This window comes from Geomicrobium sp. JCM 19037 (genome assembly GCF_000698105.1).
Taxonomy (GTDB): domain Bacteria; phylum Bacillota; class Bacilli; order Bacillales; family Marinococcaceae; genus Geomicrobium_A.
The window spans coordinates 21,425-47,497 of record NZ_BAWZ01000010.1 but is presented as its reverse complement, the minus strand read 5'-3'; the positions used below and the strand labels follow the sequence as shown (position 1 = coordinate 47,497).

At 45.1% G+C, this 26,073-nt stretch carries 26 protein-coding genes and 7 pseudogenes; 14 read left to right on the top strand and 19 right to left on the bottom strand.

All coding sequences use genetic code 11. The features are described from left to right. The first annotated feature begins 34 nt into the window (after nucleotides 1-34). Nucleotides 35-2,134, top strand: a complete 2,100-nt coding sequence (locus tag JCM19037_RS07725; RefSeq protein WP_052363671.1) for a transglycosylase domain-containing protein — start codon at nucleotides 35-37, stop codon at nucleotides 2,132-2,134. 528 nt (nucleotides 2,135-2,662) lie between these two features. On the opposite strand, the gene JCM19037_RS25645 is transcribed toward JCM19037_RS07725, so the two are convergent. Beyond that, nucleotides 2,663-2,836, bottom strand: coding sequence for a hypothetical protein (locus JCM19037_RS25645; RefSeq protein WP_193744697.1), 174 nt, complete (start codon nucleotides 2,834-2,836; stop codon nucleotides 2,663-2,665). 621 nt (nucleotides 2,837-3,457) lie between these two features. Between JCM19037_RS25645 and JCM19037_RS07715 the strand changes: the two are divergent. Then, nucleotides 3,458-5,876, top strand: a pseudogene (locus JCM19037_RS07715) (penicillin acylase family protein). Nucleotides 5,877-6,017: 141 nt separating this feature from the next. On the opposite strand, the gene JCM19037_RS07710 reads toward JCM19037_RS07715, so the two are convergent. The 7 genes and pseudogenes from JCM19037_RS07710 to JCM19037_RS07685 all read right to left on the bottom strand — a co-directional run bounded on the left by JCM19037_RS07710 (nucleotide 6,018) and on the right by JCM19037_RS07685 (nucleotide 9,834). Then, the gene (locus JCM19037_RS07710; RefSeq protein WP_042399626.1) at nucleotides 6,018-6,566 is read right to left on the bottom strand and encodes a YwhD family protein; all 549 of its coding nucleotides are present in this window, start codon (nucleotides 6,564-6,566) and stop codon (nucleotides 6,018-6,020) included. Between the two features lie 64 nt (nucleotides 6,567-6,630). Further along, entirely contained in the window at nucleotides 6,631-6,816 is a 186-nt protein-coding gene (locus JCM19037_RS26970) for a hypothetical protein (protein WP_238544604.1), read from the bottom strand. Beyond that, on the bottom strand, nucleotides 6,813-7,142 hold the full coding sequence (locus tag JCM19037_RS26965) for a YwgA family protein (RefSeq protein WP_238544603.1): 330 nt from the start codon (nucleotides 7,140-7,142) through the stop codon (nucleotides 6,813-6,815). Before JCM19037_RS26965 ends, JCM19037_RS26970 begins: the two co-directional genes overlap by 4 nt. 13 nt (nucleotides 7,143-7,155) lie before the next feature. Next, nucleotides 7,156-8,444, bottom strand: a pseudogene (locus JCM19037_RS07700) (HD domain-containing protein). A 49-nt stretch (nucleotides 8,445-8,493) separates the two neighbouring features. Beyond that, nucleotides 8,494-8,988, bottom strand: coding sequence for a tetratricopeptide repeat protein (locus JCM19037_RS07695; RefSeq protein WP_042399624.1), 495 nt, complete (start codon nucleotides 8,986-8,988; stop codon nucleotides 8,494-8,496). Nucleotides 8,989-8,992: 4 nt separating this feature from the next. Then, entirely contained in the window at nucleotides 8,993-9,634 is a 642-nt protein-coding gene (locus JCM19037_RS07690; protein ID WP_081829142.1) for a pentapeptide repeat-containing protein, read from the bottom strand. A gap of 8 nt (nucleotides 9,635-9,642) precedes the next feature. Next, nucleotides 9,643-9,834: a hypothetical protein gene (locus tag JCM19037_RS07685; RefSeq protein ID WP_042399619.1), complete on the bottom strand. Its 192-nt coding sequence runs from the start codon at nucleotides 9,832-9,834 to the stop codon at nucleotides 9,643-9,645. A 110-nt stretch (nucleotides 9,835-9,944) separates the two neighbouring features. On the opposite strand from JCM19037_RS07685, the pseudogene JCM19037_RS29955 reads away from it, so the two are divergent. The 8 genes and pseudogenes from JCM19037_RS29955 (at nucleotide 9,945) to JCM19037_RS26955 (ending at nucleotide 18,177) form a co-directional block, all read left to right on the top strand. Next, nucleotides 9,945-10,759, top strand: a pseudogene (locus JCM19037_RS29955) (biotin/lipoate A/B protein ligase family protein). 116 nt (nucleotides 10,760-10,875) lie between these two features. Then, nucleotides 10,876-11,490, top strand: coding sequence for an enoyl-CoA hydratase/isomerase family protein (locus tag JCM19037_RS07675; RefSeq protein WP_238544602.1), 615 nt, complete (start codon nucleotides 10,876-10,878; stop codon nucleotides 11,488-11,490). A gap of 316 nt (nucleotides 11,491-11,806) precedes the next feature. After that, a pseudogene (gene hemQ, locus JCM19037_RS07670) lies at nucleotides 11,807-12,558 on the top strand (hydrogen peroxide-dependent heme synthase). A 145-nt stretch (nucleotides 12,559-12,703) separates the two neighbouring features. Beyond that, nucleotides 12,704-14,974: pseudogene (gene metE / locus JCM19037_RS07665) on the top strand (5-methyltetrahydropteroyltriglutamate--homocysteine S-methyltransferase). Between the two features lie 115 nt (nucleotides 14,975-15,089). Further along, a pseudogene (locus JCM19037_RS07660) lies at nucleotides 15,090-15,511 on the top strand (cell wall hydrolase). A 27-nt stretch (nucleotides 15,512-15,538) separates the two neighbouring features. Further along, nucleotides 15,539-15,931: a spore coat protein GerQ gene (gene gerQ, locus JCM19037_RS07655; protein WP_042399616.1), complete on the top strand. Its 393-nt coding sequence runs from the start codon at nucleotides 15,539-15,541 to the stop codon at nucleotides 15,929-15,931. A gap of 450 nt (nucleotides 15,932-16,381) precedes the next feature. Further along, nucleotides 16,382-17,503 (top strand): ABC transporter ATP-binding protein, encoded by a 1,122-nt coding sequence (locus JCM19037_RS26960; protein WP_238544601.1) that lies wholly within the window; start codon nucleotides 16,382-16,384, stop codon nucleotides 17,501-17,503. Continuing rightward, on the top strand, nucleotides 17,458-18,177 hold the full coding sequence (locus JCM19037_RS26955; RefSeq protein WP_238544600.1) for an ABC transporter ATP-binding protein: 720 nt from the start codon (nucleotides 17,458-17,460) through the stop codon (nucleotides 18,175-18,177). Before JCM19037_RS26960 ends, JCM19037_RS26955 begins: the two co-directional genes overlap by 46 nt. On the opposite strand, the gene JCM19037_RS24135 is transcribed toward JCM19037_RS26955, so the two are convergent. The 3 genes from JCM19037_RS24135 to JCM19037_RS07640 are packed head-to-tail and all read right to left on the bottom strand — an operon-like array spanning nucleotide 18,062 to nucleotide 19,338. Continuing rightward, nucleotides 18,062-18,577 (bottom strand): sigma factor-like helix-turn-helix DNA-binding protein, encoded by a 516-nt coding sequence (locus JCM19037_RS24135; protein ID WP_081829140.1) that lies wholly within the window; start codon nucleotides 18,575-18,577, stop codon nucleotides 18,062-18,064. The two genes, JCM19037_RS26955 and JCM19037_RS24135, sit on opposite strands and share 116 nt — an antisense overlap. After that, entirely contained in the window at nucleotides 18,553-18,750 is a 198-nt protein-coding gene (locus JCM19037_RS07645) for a hypothetical protein (RefSeq protein WP_042399613.1), read from the bottom strand. Before JCM19037_RS07645 ends, JCM19037_RS24135 begins: the two co-directional genes overlap by 25 nt. A gap of 12 nt (nucleotides 18,751-18,762) precedes the next feature. Continuing rightward, complete coding sequence (locus tag JCM19037_RS07640) at nucleotides 18,763-19,338, bottom strand: ATP-dependent Clp protease proteolytic subunit (RefSeq protein WP_042399721.1); 576 nt, start codon at nucleotides 19,336-19,338, stop codon at nucleotides 18,763-18,765. Nucleotides 19,339-19,577: 239 nt separating this feature from the next. Between JCM19037_RS07640 and JCM19037_RS07635 the strand changes: the two genes are divergently transcribed. The 4 genes from JCM19037_RS07635 (at nucleotide 19,578) to JCM19037_RS22365 (ending at nucleotide 21,345) form a co-directional block, all read left to right on the top strand. Continuing rightward, entirely contained in the window at nucleotides 19,578-19,814 is a 237-nt protein-coding gene (locus JCM19037_RS07635; RefSeq protein WP_042358088.1) for a ferredoxin family protein, read from the top strand. Nucleotides 19,815-20,015: 201 nt separating this feature from the next. Continuing rightward, nucleotides 20,016-20,462 (top strand): undecaprenyl phosphate translocase family protein, encoded by a 447-nt coding sequence (locus JCM19037_RS22375; RefSeq protein WP_193744696.1) that lies wholly within the window; start codon nucleotides 20,016-20,018, stop codon nucleotides 20,460-20,462. Next, nucleotides 20,431-20,778, top strand: a complete 348-nt coding sequence (locus tag JCM19037_RS24130) for an undecaprenyl phosphate translocase family protein (protein ID WP_193744695.1) — start codon at nucleotides 20,431-20,433, stop codon at nucleotides 20,776-20,778. The genes JCM19037_RS22375 and JCM19037_RS24130 overlap by 32 nt, the downstream gene beginning before the upstream one ends. A gap of 18 nt (nucleotides 20,779-20,796) precedes the next feature. After that, nucleotides 20,797-21,345, top strand: coding sequence for a hypothetical protein (locus tag JCM19037_RS22365; protein ID WP_052363665.1), 549 nt, complete (start codon nucleotides 20,797-20,799; stop codon nucleotides 21,343-21,345). Nucleotides 21,346-21,381: 36 nt separating this feature from the next. Here JCM19037_RS22365 and JCM19037_RS07620 read toward each other — a convergent pair whose 3' ends face one another. The 8 genes and pseudogenes from JCM19037_RS07620 to JCM19037_RS07595 form a co-directional block, all read right to left on the bottom strand. Next, nucleotides 21,382-21,753 (bottom strand): DUF423 domain-containing protein, encoded by a 372-nt coding sequence (locus JCM19037_RS07620; protein ID WP_042399715.1) that lies wholly within the window; start codon nucleotides 21,751-21,753, stop codon nucleotides 21,382-21,384. Between the two features lie 18 nt (nucleotides 21,754-21,771). After that, nucleotides 21,772-22,041 carry a DUF5327 family protein gene (locus tag JCM19037_RS07615; protein WP_152548985.1) on the bottom strand — a complete coding sequence of 90 codons (270 nt, stop codon included), beginning with the start codon at nucleotides 22,039-22,041 and terminating at the stop codon, nucleotides 21,772-21,774. Nucleotides 22,042-22,170: 129 nt separating this feature from the next. Next, complete coding sequence (locus JCM19037_RS26950) at nucleotides 22,171-22,872, bottom strand: M3 family metallopeptidase (RefSeq protein ID WP_238544610.1); 702 nt, start codon at nucleotides 22,870-22,872, stop codon at nucleotides 22,171-22,173. After that, nucleotides 22,845-23,942: a hypothetical protein gene (locus JCM19037_RS26945; RefSeq protein WP_052363663.1), complete on the bottom strand. Its 1,098-nt coding sequence runs from the start codon at nucleotides 23,940-23,942 to the stop codon at nucleotides 22,845-22,847. The genes JCM19037_RS26950 and JCM19037_RS26945 overlap by 28 nt, the downstream gene beginning before the upstream one ends. A 123-nt stretch (nucleotides 23,943-24,065) precedes the next feature. Further along, the gene (locus JCM19037_RS07605; protein WP_042399607.1) at nucleotides 24,066-24,251 is read right to left on the bottom strand and encodes a hypothetical protein; all 186 of its coding nucleotides are present in this window, start codon (nucleotides 24,249-24,251) and stop codon (nucleotides 24,066-24,068) included. A 74-nt stretch (nucleotides 24,252-24,325) separates the two neighbouring features. Then, nucleotides 24,326-24,793 (bottom strand): AbrB family transcriptional regulator, encoded by a 468-nt coding sequence (locus JCM19037_RS28355; RefSeq protein ID WP_255357871.1) that lies wholly within the window; start codon nucleotides 24,791-24,793, stop codon nucleotides 24,326-24,328. Continuing rightward, nucleotides 24,793-25,365: an AbrB family transcriptional regulator gene (locus JCM19037_RS28350; protein ID WP_052363661.1), complete on the bottom strand. Its 573-nt coding sequence runs from the start codon at nucleotides 25,363-25,365 to the stop codon at nucleotides 24,793-24,795. Before JCM19037_RS28350 ends, JCM19037_RS28355 begins: the two co-directional genes overlap by 1 nt. A gap of 2 nt (nucleotides 25,366-25,367) precedes the next feature. Further along, nucleotides 25,368-26,046 (bottom strand): annotated as a pseudogene (locus JCM19037_RS07595) (uracil-DNA glycosylase). Nucleotides 26,047-26,073 lie beyond the last annotated feature (27 nt).

The window sequence follows — 26,073 nt, the reverse complement described above, 5'->3', positions numbered from 1 at the left end:
AGCATCTATTATTATATCAAAAGAGGTGCTGGTCGTGCAGATTGCAACAAGACGCAGTCAGAGAAAGAGACGACGCCGTTTTCTATTCAAATTGTTCTTTCGTACTGCAATGATCTCTGCAATTGTTGGGGCATCAGGACTTTTATTAGTTTTCTTGTACACCTTCTTTTTAGGGCCCCCGCCCCTACAAGTGTCGCAGTCAACGTTCATTTATGATGCCAATGATGAGGTCATTAATGAGACGAGACAAGGTCATCAAAGAAATTGGGCAGACATCGAAGACGTATCGCCCTATGTGTTGGATGCCTTTGTAGCCGTTGAAGACCGCAAGTTTTATGACCATCACGGATTCGATTATATGCGAATTGGCGCGGCCGTTTTAAAAAATGTGCAAACGATGTCCCGCTCGCAAGGAGCAAGTACAATTACGCAACAATATGCCCGTAACCTTTTTCTAAACCACGACAAAACGTGGGATCGAAAAGCACGCGAAGCGTTATACGCCTTACGCTTAGAGTGGCATGTCTCAAAAGAAGACATTTTGGAAGGCTATGTGAACACGATCAACTTCGGTCACGGCGCTTATGGCATTGAAAGGGCGGCCGAGCAGTATTTTGACGTACCTGCTGCAGAGTTGACCTTGGAACAAGCAGCGCTTCTTGCTGGCTTGCCACGTGGCCCTTCGTACTATTCGCCATACAACCACCCAGAACGTGCAAAAGACCGTCAAGAATTGATTCTCGGCGCGATGAAAGATGAAGGGTACATTTCTGTAGAAGCGTACGAACAAGCAATCAATACTCCGATTGAATATGCAGAAGCGACACAAGAACAAGATACAGTCGCCCCTTACTTTCAAGATGTAGTGGAGCGGGAGTTAATCGAACGTTATGATTTGGATCCAGGGATTGTTGAAGCTGGTGGACTGAACATTTATACGACGCTCGACACAACCATTCAAAACGCCGCTGAAACTTACGTGGACTTAGAAATGCCTGACGATGAGCCTTTGCAAACCGCAGTCGTGAGCATTGACCCTGAAACCGGTGATGTAAAAGCGATGGTTGGCGGTACAGATTACGAAACGAGCCCGTACAATCGTGCATATGATGCAAGACGCGCACCAGGATCCACCTTTAAGCCATTCTTATATTATGCAGCGTTGTCCAACGGTTTCACACCAGCGACGATGTTGCGAAGTGAACCGACGTCGTTTCCTCATCCCGATGGCGAAGAACGTTACGAGCCGGGGAACTATGGTGAAATCTATGCGAATGACTTTATTACACTCGCGCAAGCACTTGCATACTCCGACAACATATACGCTGTAAAAACGCACGTTCTACAAGAACCTGAGTCGCTCATTGAAGCTGCCGAGACAGCAGGCATACAAAGCCCGCTCGCTCCGAATATGTCCCTTGCGCTCGGTGCATCAGATGTCGGCATCATGGAGATCACCAATGCTTATAGTCCATTCGCGAACGGCGGCGCACGCGTAACCCCTCGCCTCATTGAACGTGTAGAAGATGCAAGTGGAAATGTGTTGCTAGAGACCGAACCCGAGCGCGAACAAGTTTATGACGAACGGTACGCTTACATGATGACGAGCATGATGAAGCAAATCTTTAACCCGCAAATGAACGATTATACTTCCGTAACAGGGCATTCTATTTCTCACTTGCTACAGCGCCCTGCAGCAGGAAAAAGCGGCAGTACACCGAACGATAATTGGATGATCGGCTACACGCCGAATCTCGTCACCGGCGTCTGGGTCGGCTTTGATGACAATACGCCGCTCGACCATAAACGTTACGGGCAAATCGCTAAACGCATTTGGGTCCAATCATTAGAAGCAAGTCTCGATGGCGAACTAAAGCAAGACTTTCAATTGCCCCGAGGCGTCGAAAACGTCGACATTGACCTCGAAACCGGTCTGCTCGGCGACGAAGCTTGCGGTCCATCCTATACCGTAGCCTTCATGAACAAAACTGCACCAGATCAGTCTTGCACAGAGTACATTGAAGACGATGTGTTGGATGCGGAAGAAGCAAAAGAAGAAGTCCGAAAAGAAAAAGATAAACTCATGGACAAACTCAAACGTTGGTTTACAAGTGACGAGCTAGAAATGGAGTAACGACCAGGTGAAATCAAGAAATCGAAAGAGTAGAGAGATTGTTAGACAAAATCATTCGGGTTCACTCAGACTCTGTTCGGCAAGCGTTGTTGGATACAATCGGCGTTTGGTGATTGATAGACGTTGCAATAGATCTTGATGGTATAGCTTCACGAGACGTCGGCATGGTTCATGCTGACGCCTCTTTCAATTTGTCTTCGGCACCAAAGGTGCCGATCTTTGCTAGCTCTTAAAGGTTATAAGAATAAAATAGGTTAAAAGCTCGGTCTAGAAAAGCGAACGTTCATACGGTTAGCTAATGTCAGGTGAGCGGCGGTGTGATCGAGTGATCTAGACCATTTTGGGCGTGGTCTAGATCACCACTCTCCTAGAAATTACCAAAAACATCCATCAGCACCGTTGGTGCTGAAGACAGTGAAAAATGATCTAGATAAGTTGAAGTTAAGAATTTCACTAATCGTATGATGGAGGTCGGTCTTTACCGGCAAACGTCTACCTATTTTCTGTTGAAGTTCATCGCCTCTTACTTCAACAACTTCGTTCCCGAACGTTGTTCGTCACTGCAGGGGTTGCGGGCAACACGAGAAACGTTTGCCGAAGGGTAAAAAGTCGTAACCGAGGCTCACCACCTGGCACAAGCATGTGACGGCCGGTCACGTATGTGACAATCCAGCCTTCAAACCGGGCACTTTCGGCACGCAACTGTCACAAATCGCTCGATTTGTGACAGTTGACACCGTTTATGTGCGCATTCACATTTAAAATCATGATTTTTCTTTCTCAAGTGTCACAAATATGAATATATGGGGCATTTGGACTTTTCCCACACACCGTAGCCAGGGAAAGAGCTGAAAAATTAACGTGTCTCTTCTTAAGTGACTCGTTAACTCGACGTATTCTATTGTTTAGATCTATGTGGGAATATCGCCTTTCTATGTGGGGATTTCTGCTGAAAATTGTTCTTAAATGAAGAAAATTCCATCATAGACCCTATCTATGATGGAATTTTCTTCTTTATATCAAACGAAACACTTTTATATGATTTTTAAATTCCCTTTTTCAGTGACCTCTAGCCAGGAGCAGGAGTTCGCCGCCGATGTTGCCTTGTGCTCTGGAGTACAACCATCCTTCTGCAGTGGAAAGCAACCAATGTGCATATTAGATAATGCTAAGTTCTTTCCACCTAGCCCGTTCTCAACCCCTACCCCCGCCCTCCAGCACCCCCTGACTCGCTTTGAAAGCGCTATCCTTTTAAGCAGGAACATAGCGCTTGAGGAGCGAATATATGTACAGATCTTCTTATAGAGAACAGGGGCTTTTTTTATGCCATCAACAGCAGACACACCCGTACATACAAGCAAGTCGAAACGTAAAAGAAGACGATGGACGATTTTTTTCGGCATCATTGCTGCACTGTTCGTGCTCGTTATTGGCGCACTCACTTGGGGGTGGGTACAACTCGGAGCCGGGCTTCCGCAAACCGAAGGCGTCTATGAAGCTGCAGGGCTCGAGAGCGAGGTGGACGTGTATCGTGATGATTTCGGGGTGCCCCATATTGAGGCGACAAGTGACTATGATCTCTATTATGCGCAAGGGTTTGTCACAGCCCAAGATCGTATGTTCCAAATGGACTTGAGTCGCCGTCAGGCATCCGGAGAATTAAGCGAAGTGATTGGGGAAAGCGCGCTCGATACAGACAAGTATTTTCGCACGTTCGGTTTACGTAGAGCAGCTCACGACTCCTACGAACTGTACTCTGATGAAGCGCTCGTTGCCTTACACGCCTATGCTGATGGGGTGAACGATTATATCGCCCATATGACAGACTCCGGCGACATTCCGATTGAATTTCGCCTACTCGGCTATACACCGACGGCTTGGACCGCCATCGACTCCCTCACGATCGGCAAGTTCATGGCCTATGACCTTGGCGGTACGTGGCAAGGTCAAGCCTTTCGTTATTGGCTTGCAAACAATGTGACCGACGAGGAAGCGCTAGACTTGATGCCCGTCTACCCTGAAGATGGGCCTGTCATTTTAGACATAGCAAAAGAAACCGACATTGATATTGAGCGCGCGTTTGCAAACGTCGGGGCGTACCAGCCCGAACCATTTAACGGCAGTAACAACTGGGTCGTCTCAGGTGATCACACCGAAAGCGGCATGCCACTGCTCGCCGACGACCCGCACTTAGGCCTTGCCACACCTTCCATCTGGTATGAGACCCACCTCTCCTCCCCAGATGTGAACGTTACCGGCGTCATTTTCGCAGGCGTACCCGGCATAATATTAGGACACAACGACGAGATTGCTTGGGGCGTAACCAACGTCGGACCAGACGTACAAGAGCTGTACATCGAGCAACGACACCCAGAAGACCCAACACAATTCCTTTATGAAGACGAATGGTACAATGCCGACATTATTGAAGAAACCATTCTCGTAGACGGTTATGATGAGCCGGTGTCTCACGAAGTCGTCGTCACGCGCCACGGTCCGTTAATCTCTGAGTATACGGGTGAACAAACCGACGACATGGCGTTGGCGCTTCGCTGGACAGCGCTTGATGCCTCGACAGAACTCGAAGCGGTGATGGACCTTAACCGCGCAGGAAATTGGGAAGAGTTTACCGATGCGTTGGAAGAGTTCCATGCTCCTGCACAAAACTTTGTGTATGCTGATAAAGATGGAAATATCGGCTACCGAGCGAACGGACGCATTCCGATTCGCGAAAACAGCGACGCCCTTCTTCCTGTTGAAGGTTGGACAGGTGAACATGATTGGGATTCATTTATACCGTGGGACGAGCTGCCAACGCTATACAACCCAGAGTCTGGAATGATATCCACAGCGAATAATCAAATTGATGATGCCGACTACCCGTACCACATCTCTCACACGTGGGCGCAACCGTATCGCCATGAGCAGATCCTTGCGATGCTAGAAGAGGGGAACGATTTCACATCCGAAGACATGCAACAAATGCAGATGAACGTGACGAATTTGCACGCTAAAGAGTTTCTACCCATCTTTTTTGAGCATATCGATGAAAGCTCGCTTCGAAACATCGATATAGAAGCGTTAGATGTTTTGCGTGAATGGAACTTGGAAGATGCTCGAGAAGAAGGTGGTGCGCTCGTGTTTCACTTATGGTTCCAAGAAATCCTGATCGCCTATTTGCAGATCGGATTCCAGAGGAAATGCTCGATTTGTTTGAGGGACGGGCCAACATTGTTGATGAATTACTTAGAAATGCCGCTTCTGGCGATGCCGGGCCGTGGGTAACGAACAGTGGTGGACTGGAGGGCTGTTAACAGGTGCGTTGCAAGACGCTGTTGATCGCGCCGAAGACATGCAAGGAGGCGACCCTGACGAGTGGCAGTGGGGCGACTACCACCAAGTGACGTTCGGTCACCCGCTTGGGGCCATGCAACCGCTAGACCTTTTGTTTAACCCGACACCAGAACCGGTGGATGGAAGTCGGATTACGGTCATGGCAGCGGGATACAATGATGAGACTGGGAACACAAATCACGGAGCCGGTTGGCGAGGAGTGATGGATATTCAAGACTTGAGCGAAAGCTATCATATCGTTGGACCTGGACAATCGGGGCACGTTCGAAGTGACCATTACGATGATCAGCTCCATGATTGGGTGGAAGGAACTTACCATGCCACCACGACGGACGCCGCCATTTATCAAGAAACGAGTCAACATTTGCAAATGGTACCCGCCGAATAAAAAAAGACACGAAAATGCGCAAGGAATCGCTTCCCTGCGCAATTTCGCGTCTTAGCCTTATAACAAGGTCTATACATTAGCGTACACATGATCTTGCAAAATCTCAACCAGTTCGAATTCTTGTTCACAAATCAGTCAAAACTATGCACCGTTTAAAGCTTCGTGCAGTTTTTCATCTGAGTTGTTCCAATACTGTTCGCTGAAGCCTTTCAAGTATTCCCTCAGCATGTACAAACTCTTTTCGTCCATTTGGTCAACGATGATTCGGCCTTTTAATGCTTTGTCCATGTTGTTCACATGTTCTGGCATGCTTTTATAGGCTCGTTTAAATCGGCTTCCTGCTGGGGCTTCTTCTTCACGGTAATAGTGACATGCGCCAATCCCGCTGTACTTCGGCTCTCCGGCTTCGGTAAGAGCGGTTGTCACCCAAATCATCCAGTACAGTTTCGGGTCATTTAGCTCCTCGAGGCTTTCGACAAGCTTTACTTTCTTTTCAATTTCTGAACGGGCGTGAATGGCGCCCATATCAATAAAAACACGCTCATCGATCGGATCAATAATGACCGGAGTTAAATTATCGAGGCTAAGCGCGCCTACTCCGTAGCCACCATGACCATCCGTCGAATCGCCGCTGAGTATATTAAAACCAGATCCTTGTTTCTTGTTCATGTTTTTATTAAAAAGGTCCATGTACGTTCACTCCTTATTCTACCCAGTGTATCACAAGCAGACGCTGTCTAAACAGTCGTGCGACTTAGGTGCGTTTAAGAAGTGTGCGCCAGCGTTCAATGCAAAGGAAGGCTTCTCTCATATCCTCTTCGCTGTAGTTTTGCGTTTTCTTAAGCTTATGTACACGGGCAATGACACTGTCTCGCTCTGCAGGTTGTAAATAGAGAATCGTCGCCGTCAACTCTAGGAATTTCGACGAACAAGCATTCATCTCGTCAATGACAGACTTCTCCTGTTTTCCTTTGAAAGACGAAGACGTGCGTACGAAGGATGTTCCCGCTCTGCCAGCTTGTACCGATATTGGCTATAGCCCGCCTTCTCTTCCTTTACTTCCGACACGAAACCGAACTGCTTGAGCTCATCCAATCGCACGCTCAATTCTTCAGAATAAGGTCCGTACATATGAAACCCATACTTCTCTTGAAAAGGCATGCCTAGCTGTTTCCCGATATAGACAACTTTCTGGAACTTCTTTCTCCCCACAATTTCCTCTGCCATATCCAACAGTTTCATAATATTGACATGTTCTGTCAACACGATGAATCCCTCCTCAAACACGCAACATTGTTAGAATCTCGCGCTTTTCCTCTTCAAATTCAGGCTGGTCCAACAAATCAGCCGGATAATATAGCTTATGATCCGTTCTTTTCTTACCCGATATAGCCTCAACCACATCTGATTCACGTGATAGCTCACGTAATTTCTTATCCCCCATTAACAAGTGAATCGGCATCCGCTCTTCCTCTTCTCCAGGTCGATAAAAATCGTAAGGCAAGTCCGATGAAAAATCTATCACCAAATAATAGTCAGGGTCAATGCCAATTTGTCGAAACTTCTCTTGGAGTTTGGGCCAATCATGAAGGATAAACGATTGATCGAACTCGACATATTGAAACAGGCGACGGTGTAAAAAACGACCGCACAAATCAGAAAGAATATGATCTGATTCGTTTTCCCACATCTGAAAGTAGTAATAGATGACAGACTCGTCCAATTGCAAATAGTCGTGAATTTGGACGTCATTTAAGAAGAACGGTATAAAATGATAAGGTTGTTGTTTAAAATCATACCCATCATCATAAAGCACTTTCACCCTGCGCAATATCTTGTTCAAAATCACTTCAGCCGAACGGGTGACGGGATGAAAGTAGACTTGCCAATACATCTGATAGCGACTCATAATATAGTCTTCTACAGCGTGCATACCTGTACTTTTGATCACAACTTGATCTTCTGTAGCCGCATCACCCTCAGAATTCGCTCCATATCAAAATGGCCGTAGCTAACCCCCGTATAAAATGCGTCTCTTTGCAAATAATCCATCCGATCGGCGTCAATCTGACTGGATATCATGCTCACAACGAGTTTGTTTGGATGCGTCTTCTCAATCACATCGGCTACTTCTTTTGGGAAGTCTTCTCCCATGCGTTGTAAAACGCGATTTACTTCTGTTTCTCCGAGAATGATCGCTCTTGTCCATTCTTCATGATCGGTCTTAAATACCTTTTCGAACGAGTGAGAGAAGGGTCCATGCCCGATGTCATGCAACAGTGCCGCGGATAGGCAAAGTAAGCGGTTTTCTTCATCCCAGTGCTTGCGTCCGTGAAACACATCAATCATCCGGCGCATAATTTCGTAGACACCGAGCGAATGGTTAAACCTCGTATGTTCCGCGCCATGAAAAGTTAAAAATGTCGTACCGAGCTGTCGAATCCGGCGCAGTCGTTGAAACTCCTTTGTGCCAATGAGATCCCAAACGAGTTGGTCACGAACGTGTATGTATCGATGAACAGGATCTTTAAACACTTTCTCTTCTTTTAATCTTTCATTTCCAGTCATCGGATTTTCAGCCTTCCTGCTGTTTTTCCTTAGTATACCAAATGTGGGGTTATCCTTCCCATACTTGATTTAAACGATGACGATAAAACTCAAGCGCGCCTTTATACATATGTATGTGTGGATCGGTTGACGTGTTTAATAAACTGCCAATCAGTTGCTCCACCGCTTTTTCACTGTCTCCAAGATTGTATAAACAAATAGCGTGGAACGTTCTTAACGCTTCGTCGTCAGGAAATTCATCCATTCCTTTTTCAAGCACCGCTTTCGCTTTTTCGTATTCCCCTAACGTTCGGTATGTACTTCCAAGACCTGTATAGGCACCCCGACGATCCGTCTCATTCAACTGCCCTTCTAATGAACGCTCATAAAATGGCGCAGCGGCTCGCTCCTCGCCGAGTTGGTCGTACCCTGAGGCGCACTCGTAAAGAACCTTCGCATCGGTCGAGTACTCTTTTGCTAAACGTTCCAGTTGTTTCATAGAAGCTTGTAACTCATTGTTATTGCGCAAATCGATTGCGGTTGCTAAACGTTTGTCTTTCTCCATAGAATTACTCATATCCTTTCACATGTATCCCGAAGGCACGAATAAATGCAATCGCTTGTGTCTCTGATACAGTACAGCCCGCTAGCTGACCTTCGGAGACAGTTAATCGTTCAAATTGACAATCACTGAAGTCAACTCCCCCGAGGTTCGTGTTTGAAAACTGAACGTCTTCGATCGTGCTGTCCCCTAGCTCTACTGACTGAAACGTAGCTTCAACAATATCCGCACTCGAGAGAGCACAACCTTCTTCAAACCGCACCCGCTTGCATGTACTAAAACTTAGCGATACATACGGCATATGCGTATTAACAAAACGTGTATCCTGAATGCCCATATCTGAAAGCGTTGCACCAGACATTTTGCAATTCATAAATTCTGTTCGATGGAAGATCGCGTTCGCGAAATCGACGTTGGATAAATCACACTTCTCAAACACACAATCGACCCATTCAGAATGCGTAAACTGCGAGGAAAAAAAAGATACGCCTTTGAAATAAGCGTTAGAAAATCGCACATGCTTCGCATCACATTCATCATAACTTTGTTCCACAATTTCTATGTTCTCATAGAGCTCTTCAGGGGAAATGGCTTGCTGAAACAACTCCCGTCGTCCCCTCATCTTAGGTGCTTGCAAAGCTTTCTTCATCGTCTACTTCACTCACTTTTCAATCGTCGGTGGGTTAGAGCTGTCGTTCCGACAAGTGCTAACATAATGAGTGTCATTACAGATAAAAACACCCAATTCACTTGTTCTGCGAACAGCGCTTGATATCCTGCTAAAAAGAAGAATTGAAAGAAAACCACAACTAACGCAATCGTGAGTATTCGTTTCATTCCGGATTTCATAATTATCCTCCTCTACGTATTACTGTTCTATACCCGTTCTCGAGGCGTCTAAACGGTGATCTATGCTATAATAGAGTAAAGAATTTCAATGATAATACAGGAGATTACAGATGATTGAACACCCTACTCATTGGCGCTGGATGCGGCGCGAAACCGAAGGTAAAAAAGAAAATCCGTTACAATCTTTCGCATATGACGATGTGTTTTGTCAATCTGTCGGGATATGGGATTCACCGCCGATCTTGCATACGTGGGTTCATGATCCGACGATTGTGCTCGGCACTCAAGACAGCAAATTACACACGATTCAAAGAGCGAAAGCCCGATTTGAAGATAAAGGATATACCGTAATCGTTCGCAACTCAGGCGGCCTAGCGTCTACCTCGATCCAGGTGTACTCAATGTGTCCCTCATTATAAAAGATGAAAAAGGTCAAACGATCGACGCCACATATGACAAAATGTGGAAATTCGTCGAAGCGATGTATGATGACGCGCCCGGCAAGATTGAAGCAAAGGAAATCGTCGGCTCTTATTGCCCGGGAAATTATGACTTGAGCATCCACGACAAAAAATTCGCTGGCATCTCTCAACGGCGTCTACGAAGCGGTATCGCTGTACAAGTTTACATTGCGGTTACAGGCAGTGGCTCTCTCCGAGCCGAGCAAATTAAACACTTTTACGATGAAGCCGAACAGTATACCGACCAAAAAGTGATGACGATCCGTCCGGAAACGATGGCTTCGCTTTCTGATTTATATGGAAAGCCGATGACAGTGAACGATAGCATTAGCCGCATCGAACGCGTATTTGAACAGCGAGGGATTACTTTAGAAAATGGGCAATTAACCGAGTCAGAACGACATCTGTTCAACGATCGCTTAGAACTCGTAGAAAAGCGTAATCGCAAGATATTAGAGCCTTGACCTATGTTAAGGTTTTTTTGTTTTAACGATGCGTCTTTGTCGTCACAAAACGAATGAGTATTCATTCACTTTGTGTTAGACTACAGAAGACAATGAAAATTCTGGAGGTTTTACTAGTGACTCTTGCACAAAACACGATTCGTTATGAAGTAGCTGAAAAAATCGCCACCATTACGCTTCACCGCCCTCACGTGAAAAACGCACTGAACAATGACATGCATGCAGAGTTGTTTGCTGCTTTTAAGGAAGCTGACCGTGACCATCAAGTAGCCGTCATTGTCCTTCAAGGAAGTGAAGGCTCGTTTTCTGCAGGTGCAGACCTAAAAAGCGTACCTTTAGAAAACCATGATGATTTTAACTACGGACATAGCTTGCGTGATACGTATAACCGTCTCATCCTAACAATCGCAGGAATGAACAAACCAACAATCGCATATCTTAATGGCATCGCAGTAGGCGCAGGTCTGAGCATTGCGCTAGCCTGTGATTTCCGGGTCGCAGCACCAGAAGCCAAACTTGCACTTAGCTTCATTCGGATTGGCCTCGTTCCAGATGCCGGAGCCTCCTATTTCTTACCTCGACTTGTCGGTCAAACAAAGGCAATGGAACTTGCTCTTGGCGGGACGATTTCCGCTGAAGAAGCCTATCGCATCAACCTTGTGAACCAGATGGGTACCCTGATGACTTTGCTCGTCAGCTTACCGAAGTCCCCATTACCGCATACGGAATGATGAAACGGAACATGAAAGAAAGTTTTGAATCATCGTTACCTCACGTGCTTGAACAAGAAGTAACCGCACAAACGGTCGCTGGCAAAACACGAGAACACATGGCTGCAATCCAACAATTTATAAAAAAATAATCTAAAAACACCGGTGCCTGTCTTCTTGCACCGGTGTTTTTTCTACTTGAGCTTGCTTCTACCTAGCCATCTGGTCGAGGCGTTTTTGACGGCTTTGTGAAAGGAATGCTTACATTTTAAAACGCTCGGTTGCTTATGCTATGATTGGGAAGAACATGTATGGTAACAGAAAGGAGCATTCAACTATGGGCGAACCAGCAGAAACGATTGATGGTTGGTATAGCTTGCACGATTTTAGAACCATTGATTGGGCAGCACTAAAACGGCTCCCAGAGGATGAACGTCAACAGATCATTACCGAGTTTAAAGACATGGTCGAAGACTGGATTGACAATGAACAACGCGAAGAGGCAGTTACGCCGTCTACTCGATTGTCGGTCAGAAAGCAGACTTGATGTTTATGCTCCTTCGTCCGACGATGAAAGAGCTAAACGAAATTGAAAATGCCTTTAATCAAACTCGCTTCTCGGAGTTTACGATACCCTCGTACTCTTATGTTTCGGTCGTAGAGCTAGGGAAATATATGTACCGTGGAGACGGTGATCCCCTAGAAGATCCTAGTATTCGTGAACGAGTCTTCCCAATTCTACCTAAATGGGAGCACATTTGCTTTTATCCAATGGATAAAAAGCGCGACGGCGATGATAATTGGTACATGCTCCCCGCAAAAGAGCGCGGACAAATGATGTACTCCCACGGAATGATTGGCCGTCAATATTCTGGCATTGTCAAACAAGTCATTACAGGTTCTGTCGGCTTTGATGATTGGGAATGGGGAGTTACACTCTTTGCTCATGACGTCCTTCAGTTTAAGAAGCTCGTTTATGAAATGAGATTTGACGAAGTTTCTGCACGATTTGCTGAGTTCGGATCGTTTTATGTTGGAAACGTTTTACCCCTTGAGGAGATTGACTTCTTCTTCACACCGAAAAACTAAACAACCATAAAAAGGATATTTTTGTTAGGAAATTGAACAAAAATATCCTTTCATTCTTTTTAATAGTGCAGTACGCTAAAGATAGAAGGAAAATTTCAATTTGTTTGTACTGTTATTTTCTTTACAAGGATAGGAGGCAGATCTTGTGACAACTTCAACATTAGGTTATCCAAGAATTGGAGAGCAACGAGAGTGGAAAAAAGCGCTAGAAGCTTATTGGGCAAAACAGACAACAGAAGATGAGCTTCACAAAGAAATGAAGGACATTCGTCTGAACCATTTGAAAAAGCAACAAGCAAGTGGCATCGACGTCATTCCTGTCGGTGACTTTACTTATTATGACCATATGCTGGACATGGCGGTCATGTTTGGGCTTATTCCTGAACGTTACGGCAAGATCTCTGGTCAAGTTCCTCTTGATACGTATTTCTCAATGGCAAGAGGTAGCCAAGATGTACCTGCTTGTGAAATGACAAAATGGTACAACACAAACTATCACTATATCGTTCCTGAACTTGAAGGCTTAACTCCTTCATTAACCGATAATCGCCCACTTGCTTTATACAAGGAAGCAAAGGAAGAGCTTGGCATTGAAGGAAAGCCTGTGCTTGTTGGTCCATACTCTTTTCTTAAATTGGCAAAACATTACGAAACTGCACAATTTGGTGACTGGCTACAACAACTTACTCCTCTTTACAGTCAAGTTCTGAAAGAACTTGCTGACGTTGGGGTACTATGGGTTCAAATCGATGAGCCTTCTCACGGGTGACGTATCTGAAGATGAGTTAGCACTCATTCAACAAGCATACGAAACACTTAGAAGCGACGTGCCCGAGCTAAATATTTTGTTGCAAACGTATTTCGACGCGGTTGATGCTTATGAGACGATTGTCGAATTACCTGTTGCCGGCATTGGCCTCGACTTTGTCCATGATGGAGGCAAAAACCTACACGCTGTTGAGACGAAAGGGTTCCCTGGCGACAAGGTGCTTGCCGCCGGCGTGATCGATGGTCGCAACATTTGGAAGGCAAAAGTCATTGATAAGCTCACCTTGCTTCAACAATTGGAACGCTCCGTCGCTGATCATTCCAAGCTTTGGGTTCAACCTTCAGCCAGTTTACTTCACACACCTGTTACGGTGAAAAACGAAACAGAATTGGACCCAACACTTAAACGCGCCCTTTCTTTTGCTGATGAGAAATTGCTCGAAGTTGTTACGCTCAAAAAGCTGTTGGAAAGCAAAGAAGATGGAGACCGTACCGCCATCCAAGAAAACGAACAGTTGTTCAAAGATTTAGAAGCAACAGGCTGGAGAAAAGAACAACCTGATACCGCACCTTTTGAAGAAGTGAAGCGACCACTCTCTTATGAAGATCGTCGCCAAAAACAATTGGAGAAATGGGATTTACCGATCTTACCGACAACAACCATCGGCTCGTTCCCACAAACAAAAGAAGTACGTCGCCTGCGCGCGCAGTTAAAGAAGGGAAATTTATCACAAGAAGCGTATACTGAACAAATTGAAGCGCACATCCGTACATGGATTCAACACCAAGAAGACATTGGTCTCGATGTGCTCGTTCACGGAGAATTTGAAAGAAACGACATGGTTGAATTTTTCGGTGAGCGTTTAGACGGTTTTGCCTTTACGAAGCACGCATGGGTTCAATCATACGGGTCGAGAGGCGTAAAACCTCCAATCATTTATGGAGATGTTGCTTTTAAGTCGCCAATGACGGTCGAAGAAACGGTCTATGCGCAATCGCTAACGAAATTACCGGTAAAAGGCATGCTCACAGGGCCAGTTACCATTTTAAATTGGTCTTTTGAACGAGACGACTTACCGAAGCGCCAAGTCGCCTTCCAAATTGCTGAAGCGATTCGCGCAGAAGTTGCGGCATTGGAAGAGGCGGGTATTGAAATGATCCAAATTGATGAGCCTGCTCTTCGTGAAGGGTTGCCGCTTAAACGAGACGATTGGCAGTCCTACCTTGACTGGGCGGTACACGCCTTTAGACTGAGCTCTTCTTATGTAAAAGATACGACGCAAGTGCATACGCACATGTGCTATAGTGAATTTCAAGACATCATTGATGCGATTTCAGCCTTGGATGCAGACGTGATCTCCATTGAAACGTCTAGAAGCCAAGGTGACATTCTTAGCACGTTTGAAGACAACGTGTATGATAAAGGCATCGGGCTTGGTGTTTATGATATCCATAGCCCACGCGTTCCTGCAAAAGAGGAGATGCTCCATGTCATTCACCGCGCCTCAGCGTGTTACCGGCTGACCTATTCTGGGTAAATCCAGATTGTGGGTTGAAGACCCGTAGCGAAGAAGAAACGATTGCTGCACTAAAAGAAATGGTAAGCGCCGCTGTCGTTGCACGTGAAGAAGTAAGTAGTAAATCTTAACGCAAGAACAGAAGCACTCTCCTAACTACTATAGGGAGAGTGCTTTTTTGCTTTGAATACGCATAATTCGAACATCGGTTCATAGACTGTATAAGTATGTTTGGGAGGTGCGCTTATGGCGGTTGTTGCTGCAACAGAAGAGGACATTCAGACACTTGCTCGTCTCATACGCGCAGAGGCGGAAGGCGAAGGGAAGCTCGGCATGCTCAATGCGGCAATGTGATGGTAAACCGGACGCGGTATGACTGTTCCGATTTCACAAACATCCGTAACATTCAACAGATGGTCTATCAGTCTCCTGGAGGTTTTGAAGCAGTACAAAAACCATATTTTTATCAACGGGCCAGAGACCAAGACGTTGAACTCGCTCGTCGTCTCATACGCGGTGAACAATTCCATCCTGGTGAACGTGCGCTTTGGTTTTTTAGGCCTGACGCTCCTTGCCCAGGTGAGTGGTTTGGGCAGCCGTTGTCAGGGCAATTTAAAGCACACTGCTTTTACAACCCTACTTATTCTGAATGTCCACAAGTGTACTAACCATCCAATTTGAAAGGGGTCGACGACATGTACATGAATCCTTGGTATGGGCACTACCCGCAATATCCTCAACAACCAGCATCATCACAACAGAGGCAACAGCCTCAATTGAATGTTCCGAGCCCTGAAGGCTCCATGCTACCGATTGAACAATCGTATATTGAAAATATTTTGCGATTGAACTTTGGTAAAGAAGTGACTATCTACATGACATTTGGCAGCGGTGGCAATCAGCAAACGCAAGTATTTGTTGGCCAACTAGAAGAAGCAGGTCGCGATCACATCATTATAAGTGACAGTGAAACTGGCCAATATTATTTACTTCTTATGGTTTATCTAGACTATATTGTGTTTAATGAACAGCCAGAATACGCCTATCCATATAGCGGTGGTCAAATTGCTTCACAAAGCCCAAGATAACCGGACGACTAGGCGACTACACCCCAAAAGTTAGTAGCATAAACAAACTTTTGGGGTTTTTATTTTCCAAATTATGGTGAGTCGTTACATTATCATGCAAAAACAGAAGCTGCCAGAGATAATCAACAACGGGATGGGCATCCATATTATATGTTCGACTCCAGAAAGTCGTTTGCTTACATACAGGGGGTCTGAATAAAAGAAATTCGACGTAGACGGTGCTCACTTTCGACAATGATATGCACTCTTTCGACAACGATGTGCTCACTTTCGACAAAAAGCTACACTTTAGCACCATCGTCTCCCTTCACCGACGATGGTGCTAAAGTGTTTGGAGTGGAAATAAATGAACAACACTCGTATAGAACACAATTTTTGACAGCTAAAAATCAATCCGATAGTCTTTATTTCATAAACGTAACGTAAATACTAATGCTTGGGAGGTGTACTATGGGCACAAGTTCATCACAGCGACACTCGCAAAGTGAAGAGCCACCAAAACAGCAGATCAAACATATGCTCAAAGATTTAATTCGTAGAATTAGGCCCCATTGGAAGCTCGTCTCCGTTGCGATCGTAGCCGTTTTTCTCGTCGCGATGATTGAATTTTTCATTCCCCAAGCGGTTCAATATACGATCGACGTCGTCATACCCGAGGCATCCATTTCTTTACTCGTTTCGGTTTTTTTCGCTGTCGTCGCAGGTGCGGCCTTCTTAATTTTATTTCAATTTATCGGCAGTTTTTTTATGGCAAGGGTCGGACAATCTGCGCTTTATGACTTGCGAAATGATTTGTATGAACACCTTCAACAATCAGACGTCGCTTACTTTGACCGGACACGAACAGGTGACCTAATGTCGCGCATGACGAACGACGTCAATATGCTGCAACAATTATTATCTTCTGGCTTACTAAGTTTAATTACTGACATCTTCATTTTCTTTGCAATCAGCATTTATATGTTCTATGTAAACTGGCAGCTAGCGTTGTTCGTATTGCTCACCTTCCCCCTACTCTTTTATGTGACGAGAAAATTCTCAAAGCGTATGCGCAAGGCGTACGGGCAAGTACAGGCGAGTATCGGAGAGATGAACAACCATCTACAAGACACCTTTTCTGGCATCCGACTTGTGAAGTCCTTTGCTGCGGAACGGTTTGAGATGAATAAATTTCTGAAACGCAATGAGCAAAACCGGTCTGCAAATGTACAAGCGGCCAAAAACTTTTCTCTGTTCGGACCTCTTGTGAATGCGATCAACTATTTAGGTTTGGCGATTGTTATTGCGGTCGGGGCCTGGCAGACGATGGCAGGTGAGATGACCGTCGGGATGATCGCGACATTTTTACTTTACTTGCGATTGCTACAAAACCCGATTCGTCGGGTAAGTCGGCTTATGAACACGATTCAGCAAGCCGCAGCGGCTTATGACCGCATCCAAGCAGTGCTCAGCACAAAACCAGCGATCGTTTCCAAAGAAAATGCCCCTGCCTTGAAATTACCGACGGAGAAGTTACATTTCGACAAGTGTCTTTTTCATACACAAATGAGAAGCGTGCCGTTCACGATGTGAATTTCACACTCGAAGGCGGAAAAACAACAGCGCTCGTAGGTGCTTCAGGATCAGGCAAGACGACGGTCACTCAGCTCATTAGCCGATTTTACTCACCTGACCACGGAGATATTATCATTGATGGAACAAACATTAAAGATGTGGACATTTCCTCTTTGCGGTCACAAATTGCTGTTGTCTCCCAAGACATTTTTCTTTTTAATGGAACGATCGCCGAAAACATCGCTTACGGACAACCCGATCGATCATTCAAAGATATTCAACAAGCAGCGATGATCGCTAATGCTGACGGGTTTATCTCCGAGTTTAAAAATGGGTATGAAGCAGAGATTGGGGAACGCGGGGTGAAGCTATCAGGTGGACAGAAACAAAGGATCAGTATTGCCCGGGCAATATTGAAAGACCCTAAGATCATTCTGCTTGATGAGGCAACTTCAGCTTTAGACACAGCTTCTGAGAAAGCGATCCAATCTGGGCTTTCAAGATTGCTCAATCACCGGACAGCGCTCGTCATTGCGCACCGGTTATCAACCATTCAACATGCGGACCATATTGTTGTCATGGAAGACGGAGAAGTCGTTGAATCAGGTACACACGAACAACTGCTTCTTGAAAAAGGCGTATATGAACATTTGCATGCTTTGCAATTTCAACATGAAGAAGTACGCACATAAAAAAGACCGAAAGCAGTTCGCCTCGGTCTTCATAGTCAAAGATGCTCGACAGTGCTTGCAATTGTCCCGTTCTAATCATATACGCCAGCTGTTGGGCGCGCTTTGCTCTTTTCGTGCCAACAGGAACATGAATGCCGTGCTCATCTTGCTCTTGAAACGTCCCCGTATGTGCTCTAGCCCGCTGTAGCAACGCTTTTATAGTCGTTTCAGGGACATTCAAGTGGTCAGCAATTTCTTTTATTTTTAAGCAAAAGCCAAAGCGCAGTACAAATACGACTAACTGCTTGTTTGTCAGGTGTTGCACAAGCCACTCAGTGACGAGAATGAGTGTATGATCGTCTCGTTGGTCGGTGATTTTCTCATTTGAAATATTCGCTATTTCTCTTGGGCTTTGCGCCATTGATCGACCCACACAGAGCGAGCGGCTTTTTTCATATACGTTTTGTTTACTTCTCGTTTCGAGGAAGTGGCGGCTTTTAAAAACGCATCGTGAGCAAGATCGTACCCATCCTCCTTGCTCAAATAGCGACAATAACGAATGAGCGCATCGTATGTTTCGTTCCAGTCGTCCAACTCGTCTCCTCCTTACGTTAAAATTTCGTCAATGATTCCGTAATTCAACGCTTCCTTTGCACTCATAAAATAATCACGGTCAATATCTTTTCCAATTTGCTCTTCTGATTGACCGGTTTTTTCAGCGAGTTGTTTCTTGATCACTTCTCTTTGTTTTTGAATCCGGTCTGCGTAAATCAACATATCAGCTGCAGGTCCTTTAGAACCTCCAGAAGGCTGATGAATCATCACTTCCGCATTGGGTAAGGCTCTCCTTTTTCCCTTTGCCCCCATAGCTAAGATGTGTGCACCCATTGATGCCGCCATACCTGTGCAAAGCGTGTTTACCTCTGGTTTAATTACATTCATTGTATCAATAATCGCAAACCCTGCCGAGATCGAACCTCCAGGAGATTGAATATACAAGTGAATGTCTTTGTTCTCATCTTCTGACGCTAAAAATAACAATTGAGCGACTACGGAATTGGCGAGTTGGTCGTGGATTTCCGTACCGATAAAAATAATTCGGTCTTTCAACAACCGTGAATAAATATCATAGGAGCGCTCTCCCCTAGCCGTCTGTTCAATTACATAAGGAACATGCTGCATCTTTTTTCCTCCTTCAACAACTTCTTTTTCATCTACGTAAACGAAAAGAGTATGAAGAAGGATATGGGGGTAAAAAATATAATTCATGAAGTTCCCCTGTGTGCTGTTCATGGAGGAATATGATACAATCATGTGAGTAACTGATCAACGTCGGGTCTGGCTCATTAATTTTTGGACAGCCCTTTAAACGATATATCATCGTTCGTTATCATGATTCTAATAGGGAGGTGAGAGACGACATGCCATTTGTTATTACGTCTGCTTGCAAAGAGGAAAAAAATGGTTCTTGTGTAGAAGTGTGCCCTGTCGATTGTATCGAAGAAGGGAAAGACATGTTCTACATTGATCCTGATATTTGCATAGATTGTGGAGCGTGCGAACCAGTCTGCCCGGTTGAAGCCATCTACCCAGATGATGAAGTACCAGAAGAGGAAGCTCAATACATCGAATTAAACGCACAGTATTTTAATCAATAATGCTCTTGTTAATCGTAACGGGACAGCGGCTTTTAGCTGCTGTCTTTTTCTCGTCTCAAATCGATAGATTTTTTAAATTTCACATGGTATAACTGAGAAGCAAGATACAGTTTGTACATTGTAGGGGGCTTTTATGGGCAAGCTTGATTATCATAACTTATGGCGAGGCTTCATTATGGAACAACCGAAGTTGTGCCCGGAGTGAGCAGTGGAACAATCGCCGTCGTTCTCGGCATCTACGAGCAATTAATTGCTTCAATTAACGGATTATCTACGCGAAAGTGGAAACAGTCCATTCTGTTCCTTGCACCACTTGTCATCGGTATTTTTATTGCCGTATTTTCCATAGCAAACCTCATTGATTTTCTCTTTGAGCATTATACAGCACAGCTGTTTTACTTATTTTTAGGGTTAATTCTTGGCGTGCTACCCTTTTTAGTAAAGCGCGTTCGAATGAAACAAACATTTAGCTCAAAACATTACGTGATTCTCGCTTTATCCTTCGCCATCATTATTGCGTTTGGTTTGTGGCAAGGCGTCCATAGCGAGGAAGCAGATAGCATGTTACCGAGCATTACGACCGGCGATTATGTTGCCATCTTTTTTGCCGGTTGGGTTGCGAGTTCCGCAATGCTCCTCCAGCATTAGTGGTTCATTTATTCTTTTAATTACAGGCTACTATCGCACGATCATTGACGCACTTTCGAACTTGCATTTCCCTGTACTAATCACACTTATTGCCGGGATTGGGGTTGGGGTGCTTATTACGAGTAAAATCGTGCACTTTTTCCTCCAACGCTTTCCAGTTGGAACGTACGCAGTTGTAATCGGAATGGTTGCAGGTTCAGGGATTATTATCTTCCCAGGCATCCCACTTGATTTCGCGGCTGCATTCACATCAATTGTCGCCTTTTTCGTCGGTGTTATTATCGCACTACTGCTCGGAAGAGTGGAACATAAGTAAGAAAGCAGGGTTGTCGTTTTGGATACCATCATTTATTTTCTCATCGTGCTTATTATCGCCGCCGTTCCGTTTTTGGAATATATGACGGCGATTCCCGTAGGCATTGTCTTCTTTTCTGACATTAGTTCGACATTGACGATTACAGCTGCCATCATCGGAAATTGGCTTACCGTCTTTTTGCTCATTTTGCTCATCGACAAGATTCGAGCAAAGATCAAAAATCGCGAAAAACCAAAACCAGAAGTCGTTGAAGACGCAGCTGAAGAAATTGTAGATGCCGAGCCTAGTGTTGAAGACGCGCCGGAAGAATACGCAATTGAAGAAGAGCAATCAAACATGTTCTCTAAGCAATCGCAGCGAGCAAGAAAATATTGGGATCGCTTTGGCTTACCAGGATTAGCCATCATTGGTACAGGGTTGCTGAGCAGTCATTTGACCGCCGCACTTGCGTGCTCGTTTGGGGCAAATCGTGCATATCTAACACTTTGGATGACCATTAGCCTCATTCTTTGGTCGATTGTTTACGGAGCATTGATTCATTTTGGTGTCATTGCTATATTTGGTTAATAGTAAAGGCAGGAGGCTCGATGCCCCCTGCCTTTTTTATCTTTTCAACGCTGCGACGAGTAGAAAGACCCAACCGGCAATAAAAGATACGCCACCAATTGGCGTAATGGCTCCGAGCCACGTCATGTTTGTAAGCGCCATGACGTACAAACTGCCAGAGAAGATCACAATCCCTACGCTCATGAAAAGAGCCGCCGCTTGAAGTCTACCATTCACCCCTTGATGTGTTGCAAACAGACCGACGGCGATAATGCCTAACGCATGGAACATATGATATTGCACGCCTGTCTCGTAGTTCTCAAGCATACTGCTACTTACGATCCCTTCCAAGCCGTGAGCGCCAAATGCGCCAATTGCAACAGCGAGTGCAGCAAACAGCGCACCGACAGCAATCCATGTATGTTTCACGTAGAACAATCCTTCCTCCTAAAAGTCGAGTAGACTTCCTTCTTCTTGTTTTCGTGGTGTTGATTGTACGGTTGGCATCGTTGCTCTTTGTACCTCAGTTGTTTCCTTAACAACGGGTGCTGAAACCTTTTTGTCCCAATCATCTATACCTTCAATCAGTTCACAATAAGCCCGAATCGTATGTGCGTGTTTTTCTAGGTTCCGATGATCTCCAGCTTGTTCGGCCTGTGCTAGACGTTCAGTCTCTTTTCGAATCTGCTCAATCACCGTTTTCATCGGTATACTCAACAATCATCGTCCTTTCATTTAATCTACCGCTAGTTTACCACAATCTCCTCATCCGCTAATCGTTTCTGAACGTTTCTTCCATTAAAAAAACACCCTAAGCCATCGCTTTAGGGTGCAAATCGTCGGTCATTATGCTTCTGTCAATTTCAAAAACTGCTCAATATCTTCTACGATCGGTTGCGCAGCATCGAGCCAAAATTGTTTATCGGTCAAGTCTTTGCTCAAATGCTTTCTCGACAAGTCTTCAACAGACATACTTGCCGTATCTTTTAGCAAGTCAATATACGCACTCTCAAATTCTGAACCGGCTGATTTCGCATGTTCAAGAATGCCGAGGCTAAACAAATAGCCAAACGTGTACGGGAAGTTATAAAATGGCACACGTGTAATAAAGAAGTGCATCTTTGAAGCCCAGAAATACGGATCATACTCAGAAAGCTGATCATGATATGCTTCTTTTTGCGCTTCTACCATGAGTTCTTTCAGTGCGCCTGCTGACAACCACTCGGTTTTTCTACGTTCATAGAAGCGCTTTTCAAAGAGGAAGCGAGCATGAATATTCATGAAAAATGCGGCAGAGCGATTGATCTTCGTGTCCAACAAAGCGATCCGCTCTTCTTCGGAGGCAGCTTCTTGAACGGCTGCGTCTGCGACGAGCTGCTCGGCCAATGTGGAAGCTGTTTCAGCAACGCTCATGCTATATCTGGTCGAGAAGTAAGGCATGTCTCCCATCGCCCGTTGATGATACGCATGACCGAGTTCATGAGCGAGTGTTTGTACAGAACTTGGGGTGCCGTTATACGTCATGAACACACGGCTTTGATTGGAGATCGGGAAACTCGTACAAAACCCTCCAGCTCCTTTGAAATCACGATCCTCAGCTCGATCCAGCGCTTCTCTGCCGATTCTCTTGCAAAGTCGGCCATAATCGGGCTTAGCTTTCTGAAATGACGTTCAATTTGATCAATGGCTGTGCTAAACGGTGTCTCGCTAGACACCGTTGTACCCATCGGCGCCGACACGTCATGCATCTTCATTTCTTCTATGCCAAGCATTTGTTTCTTGCGCTCCAAAAACTTTACGAGCGCTGGTTTCACATCTTCAATTGCACTCCACATACTATCCAGTGTCTCTTCGCTCATACGATTAATTAATAACGGTTCATGCAATGGATCGGACCAGCCTCTGCCTTCATAAAGCGATAAGCGGAAGCCACCTAGGTGGTTTAACGTTTCTGCAAATACATCTTCATACTTTTCCCACTCTTTTCGGAGTGCTTGTGACCATTTTTCCCGCTCTTCTCGATCACTGCTTCCAAGTTTCGTATTGGCTTGGCCTACAGATAGCGTCTCACCATCAACGGTCACGCGAATATGACCAATCAGCGTTGAATACATATCATTCCATCCGTGGTAACCATCTTTACTTAGTGATTCAGCTAGCTGCTCGAGCTGCTTGTCCATCTTCCCTTTCGCACGTTCACGACGCTCTTCCATAGGAAACGTTAAGCCGTCTAGTTCTGGCTTTTGTACGAGGTCTCGCCACTCTTCATCTTCTAAAGACGCAAGAAAATGCTCAAAGTCGGCTTCCATTGCTTTAAGTCTAGAGCCGAGCTGGACAGTCACCATCTTCCATTTTTTCGCTTCTTGATCTCTCGTATCATCGCTAAGTAAACAAGAAATAAACGCACTTGCTTCTTGCACTTCAGCCGTTAATCGCTGAAATGTTAGAAAATAATCGCTAAAAGACATCGATGTTAATACACCATCGTTCACATCTGAACTAAGGTCGTTAATTGACTTTTCCAATTTATTGACATGTTCTTGAAATTGTCCTGATGTTGCATCTCCACCTGAAAATATCGTTGTAAGATCCCATTGTAATGAAGTTGTTGAAGACATACCACCAGCTCCTTTTTTTCATTAAGTGTTAGCATACCATATTATAGGCGGTTTGTATGGTTGAATGACGTTTCAGATCGTTAAAAAGGGCGGTGCTCTTAAAAGAACACCGCCCTCATTTTGTTATTTCTTCTCGTCAATTTTCTCGTACCCGTAGGCTTCAATCTTCTCGAAGTTCTCGGAATCTATGATCCAATAATTATCTTCTGTGTCACGTACGATGACTTCGTCCTGTTTAAAATCCTTTCGCGCCTCTTCTACGTCTGTATAGCGCTGTGCCATTATCTGCAAATCACCGATAATAATCATCGGCCTTCACCTCCAAGTAGTAAAGGTTTTCCCCATCCCTCATTCAGATAAACCCTTCTTACATGACAGTTTTGTTACGACTTCTGTAAAATCAGTCGCAAGAACAGAGGTAAAACGAGAAAAATACTGACCATCCGAATGATATGCAGGCTCGCAACTAAAGAAGGCTCTAGCTTCAAAGCAAAGGCGGTAGAAGACATTTCCGGTGCACCGGCTGGGACGGTACTTAACAGACTTGTTACGTAATTTAGCGGGGTCATCATAAAAAATAGCAACGCGACGAAAAGAGCCATCCCTACATACATCGCTAGAATCTTCAAACTGGGCACGCCAATGGAGGATAGCCGCTTCACCGTTGATCGCTCAAAACGTATGCCTACCATCGCTCCGATCAATACTTGTCCGACTCCTGCAACATAGTTCGGTAAAGTGCCTAAATCAAACACAAATTGACTGAGCAAAAAACCGACTACGATTGAATAAATGAGCATTGCGCCTGGGAATGTAAACAGTCGATGCAGCAGAAAGGCAATACTAATCACTACCGCAAAGAAGAATAGTTGATTCGGCTGCAGTTGCGTGGACGCTTCTGTAAATGTCTCTTGACTTCCTTGCCCATAAAACATACCGACCCAAACGGGATAAGAAGCACAAACATCGTAATCCGCGCTGTATGAAAAGCAGCGACGACTCGCTCATCTGCTCCGTAATGCGCGGAAAGGGCAATCACTTCCGATGCACCTCCGGGAACGGTGCAAAAAAACGCCGTCGTTCGGTCTAATCCCGTCCATTTGTTAAGCAACAGACCAAAACCAAGACCACCAAAAAGTGTAATCATAAGCGTCACGAGTAGCGGAAAAAAATACTGGTGCAAATGCACAAAAAGCTCGGCTTCCATAATGATTCCGATGTTTGCCCCAACAAGCGCGAGGGCAAGGGCAAACGGCCATCCTTTAAAATTATACGTCTCAATGAATAGCCCATAAAAAATGCCCGTTAGTAAAGCCCCTAACAACCAACCAGCAGGCACACCCATCGTTTGAAACACAATACCTACGATAAATGCAACGAGCAGAAACCCAACCTTCTTTATCCACAACTTATCCACAGGCATCGTTATTGGTCAGCTTTCTGCAGACACCATCGAACTTCTTTGATTCCATTGGAACGGAGAAATTCGTTTGCCTGTGAAAATGGCCGACTACCAAAGAAACCTCGATGTGCCGCAAACGGACTAGGGTGTGACGTTGTAATGATGCAATGTTTTTCGTCAACCATCTGTGCTTTGGCAGCTGCATGCTTTCCCCAAAGCAAGAAGACGACCGGGTCTTCCTTTTGATTTAGACTACGAATGACTTGATCGGTAAACCGCTCCCAACCTTTGTTTGATGAGAAGCAGGGTCCCTTCCTGTACCGATAGAACCGTATTCAATAACAGCACACCTTGTTCCGCCCAAGACGTGAGATTACCATTCTCAGGTGCGGGGCAACCAAGATCACTTTCTAATTCCTTAAAGATATTTCGTAGAGACGGTGGAATGGAAACACCCGGTTGGACAGAGAAGCTCAACCCATGAGCTTGCCCCGGGCCGTGATACGGATCTTGCCCGAGAATGACTACTTTCGTATTCGCAAATGACGTTATATGTAGTGCATTAAACAAGTCATACATCGATGGATAGATCTTCTTTGTTTCATATTCTTCTTTCAAAAATGTCCGGAGTTGTTGATAATAAGGTTCCTCAAATTCATCGCCAACAACATCGCACCAATCGTTCTCTAACGGTAGTCCCATTCCTTATTCCTCCTATACATTCAACGT

Coding starts and splice junctions, on each gene's coding strand:
- gerQ (WP_042399616.1), top strand. CDS start 15,539: ATGTACATGAATCCTTGGTATGGGCACTACCCGCAATATCCTCAACAA.
- JCM19037_RS26970 (WP_238544604.1), bottom strand. CDS start 6,816: ATGAATGCTTGTTCGTCGAAATTCCTAGAGTTGACGGCGACGATTCTC.
- JCM19037_RS26945 (WP_052363663.1), bottom strand. CDS start 23,942: ATGTCTTCAACAACTTCATTACAATGGGATCTTACAACGATATTTTCA.
- JCM19037_RS26960 (WP_238544601.1), top strand. CDS start 16,382: ATGGGCACAAGTTCATCACAGCGACACTCGCAAAGTGAAGAGCCACCA.
- JCM19037_RS07685 (WP_042399619.1), bottom strand. CDS start 9,834: ATGAAATCCGGAATGAAACGAATACTCACGATTGCGTTAGTTGTGGTT.
- JCM19037_RS07605 (WP_042399607.1), bottom strand. CDS start 24,251: ATGATTATTATCGGTGATTTGCAGATAATGGCACAGCGCTATACAGAC.
- JCM19037_RS24135 (WP_081829140.1), bottom strand. CDS start 18,577: ATGGCGCAAAGCCCAAGAGAAATAGCGAATATTTCAAATGAGAAAATC.
- JCM19037_RS07710 (WP_042399626.1), bottom strand. CDS start 6,566: ATGGACCTTTTTAATAAAAACATGAACAAGAAACAAGGATCTGGTTTT.
- JCM19037_RS28350 (WP_052363661.1), bottom strand. CDS start 25,365: ATGCCTGTGGATAAGTTGTGGATAAAGAAGGTTGGGTTTCTGCTCGTT.
- JCM19037_RS07695 (WP_042399624.1), bottom strand. CDS start 8,988: ATGGAGAAAGACAAACGTTTAGCAACCGCAATCGATTTGCGCAATAAC.
- JCM19037_RS07635 (WP_042358088.1), top strand. CDS start 19,578: ATGCCATTTGTTATTACGTCTGCTTGCAAAGAGGAAAAAAATGGTTCT.
- JCM19037_RS07690 (WP_081829142.1), bottom strand. CDS start 9,634: ATGAAGAAAGCTTTGCAAGCACCTAAGATGAGGGGACGACGGGAGTTG.
- JCM19037_RS07640 (WP_042399721.1), bottom strand. CDS start 19,338: ATGCAGCATGTTCCTTATGTAATTGAACAGACGGCTAGGGGAGAGCGC.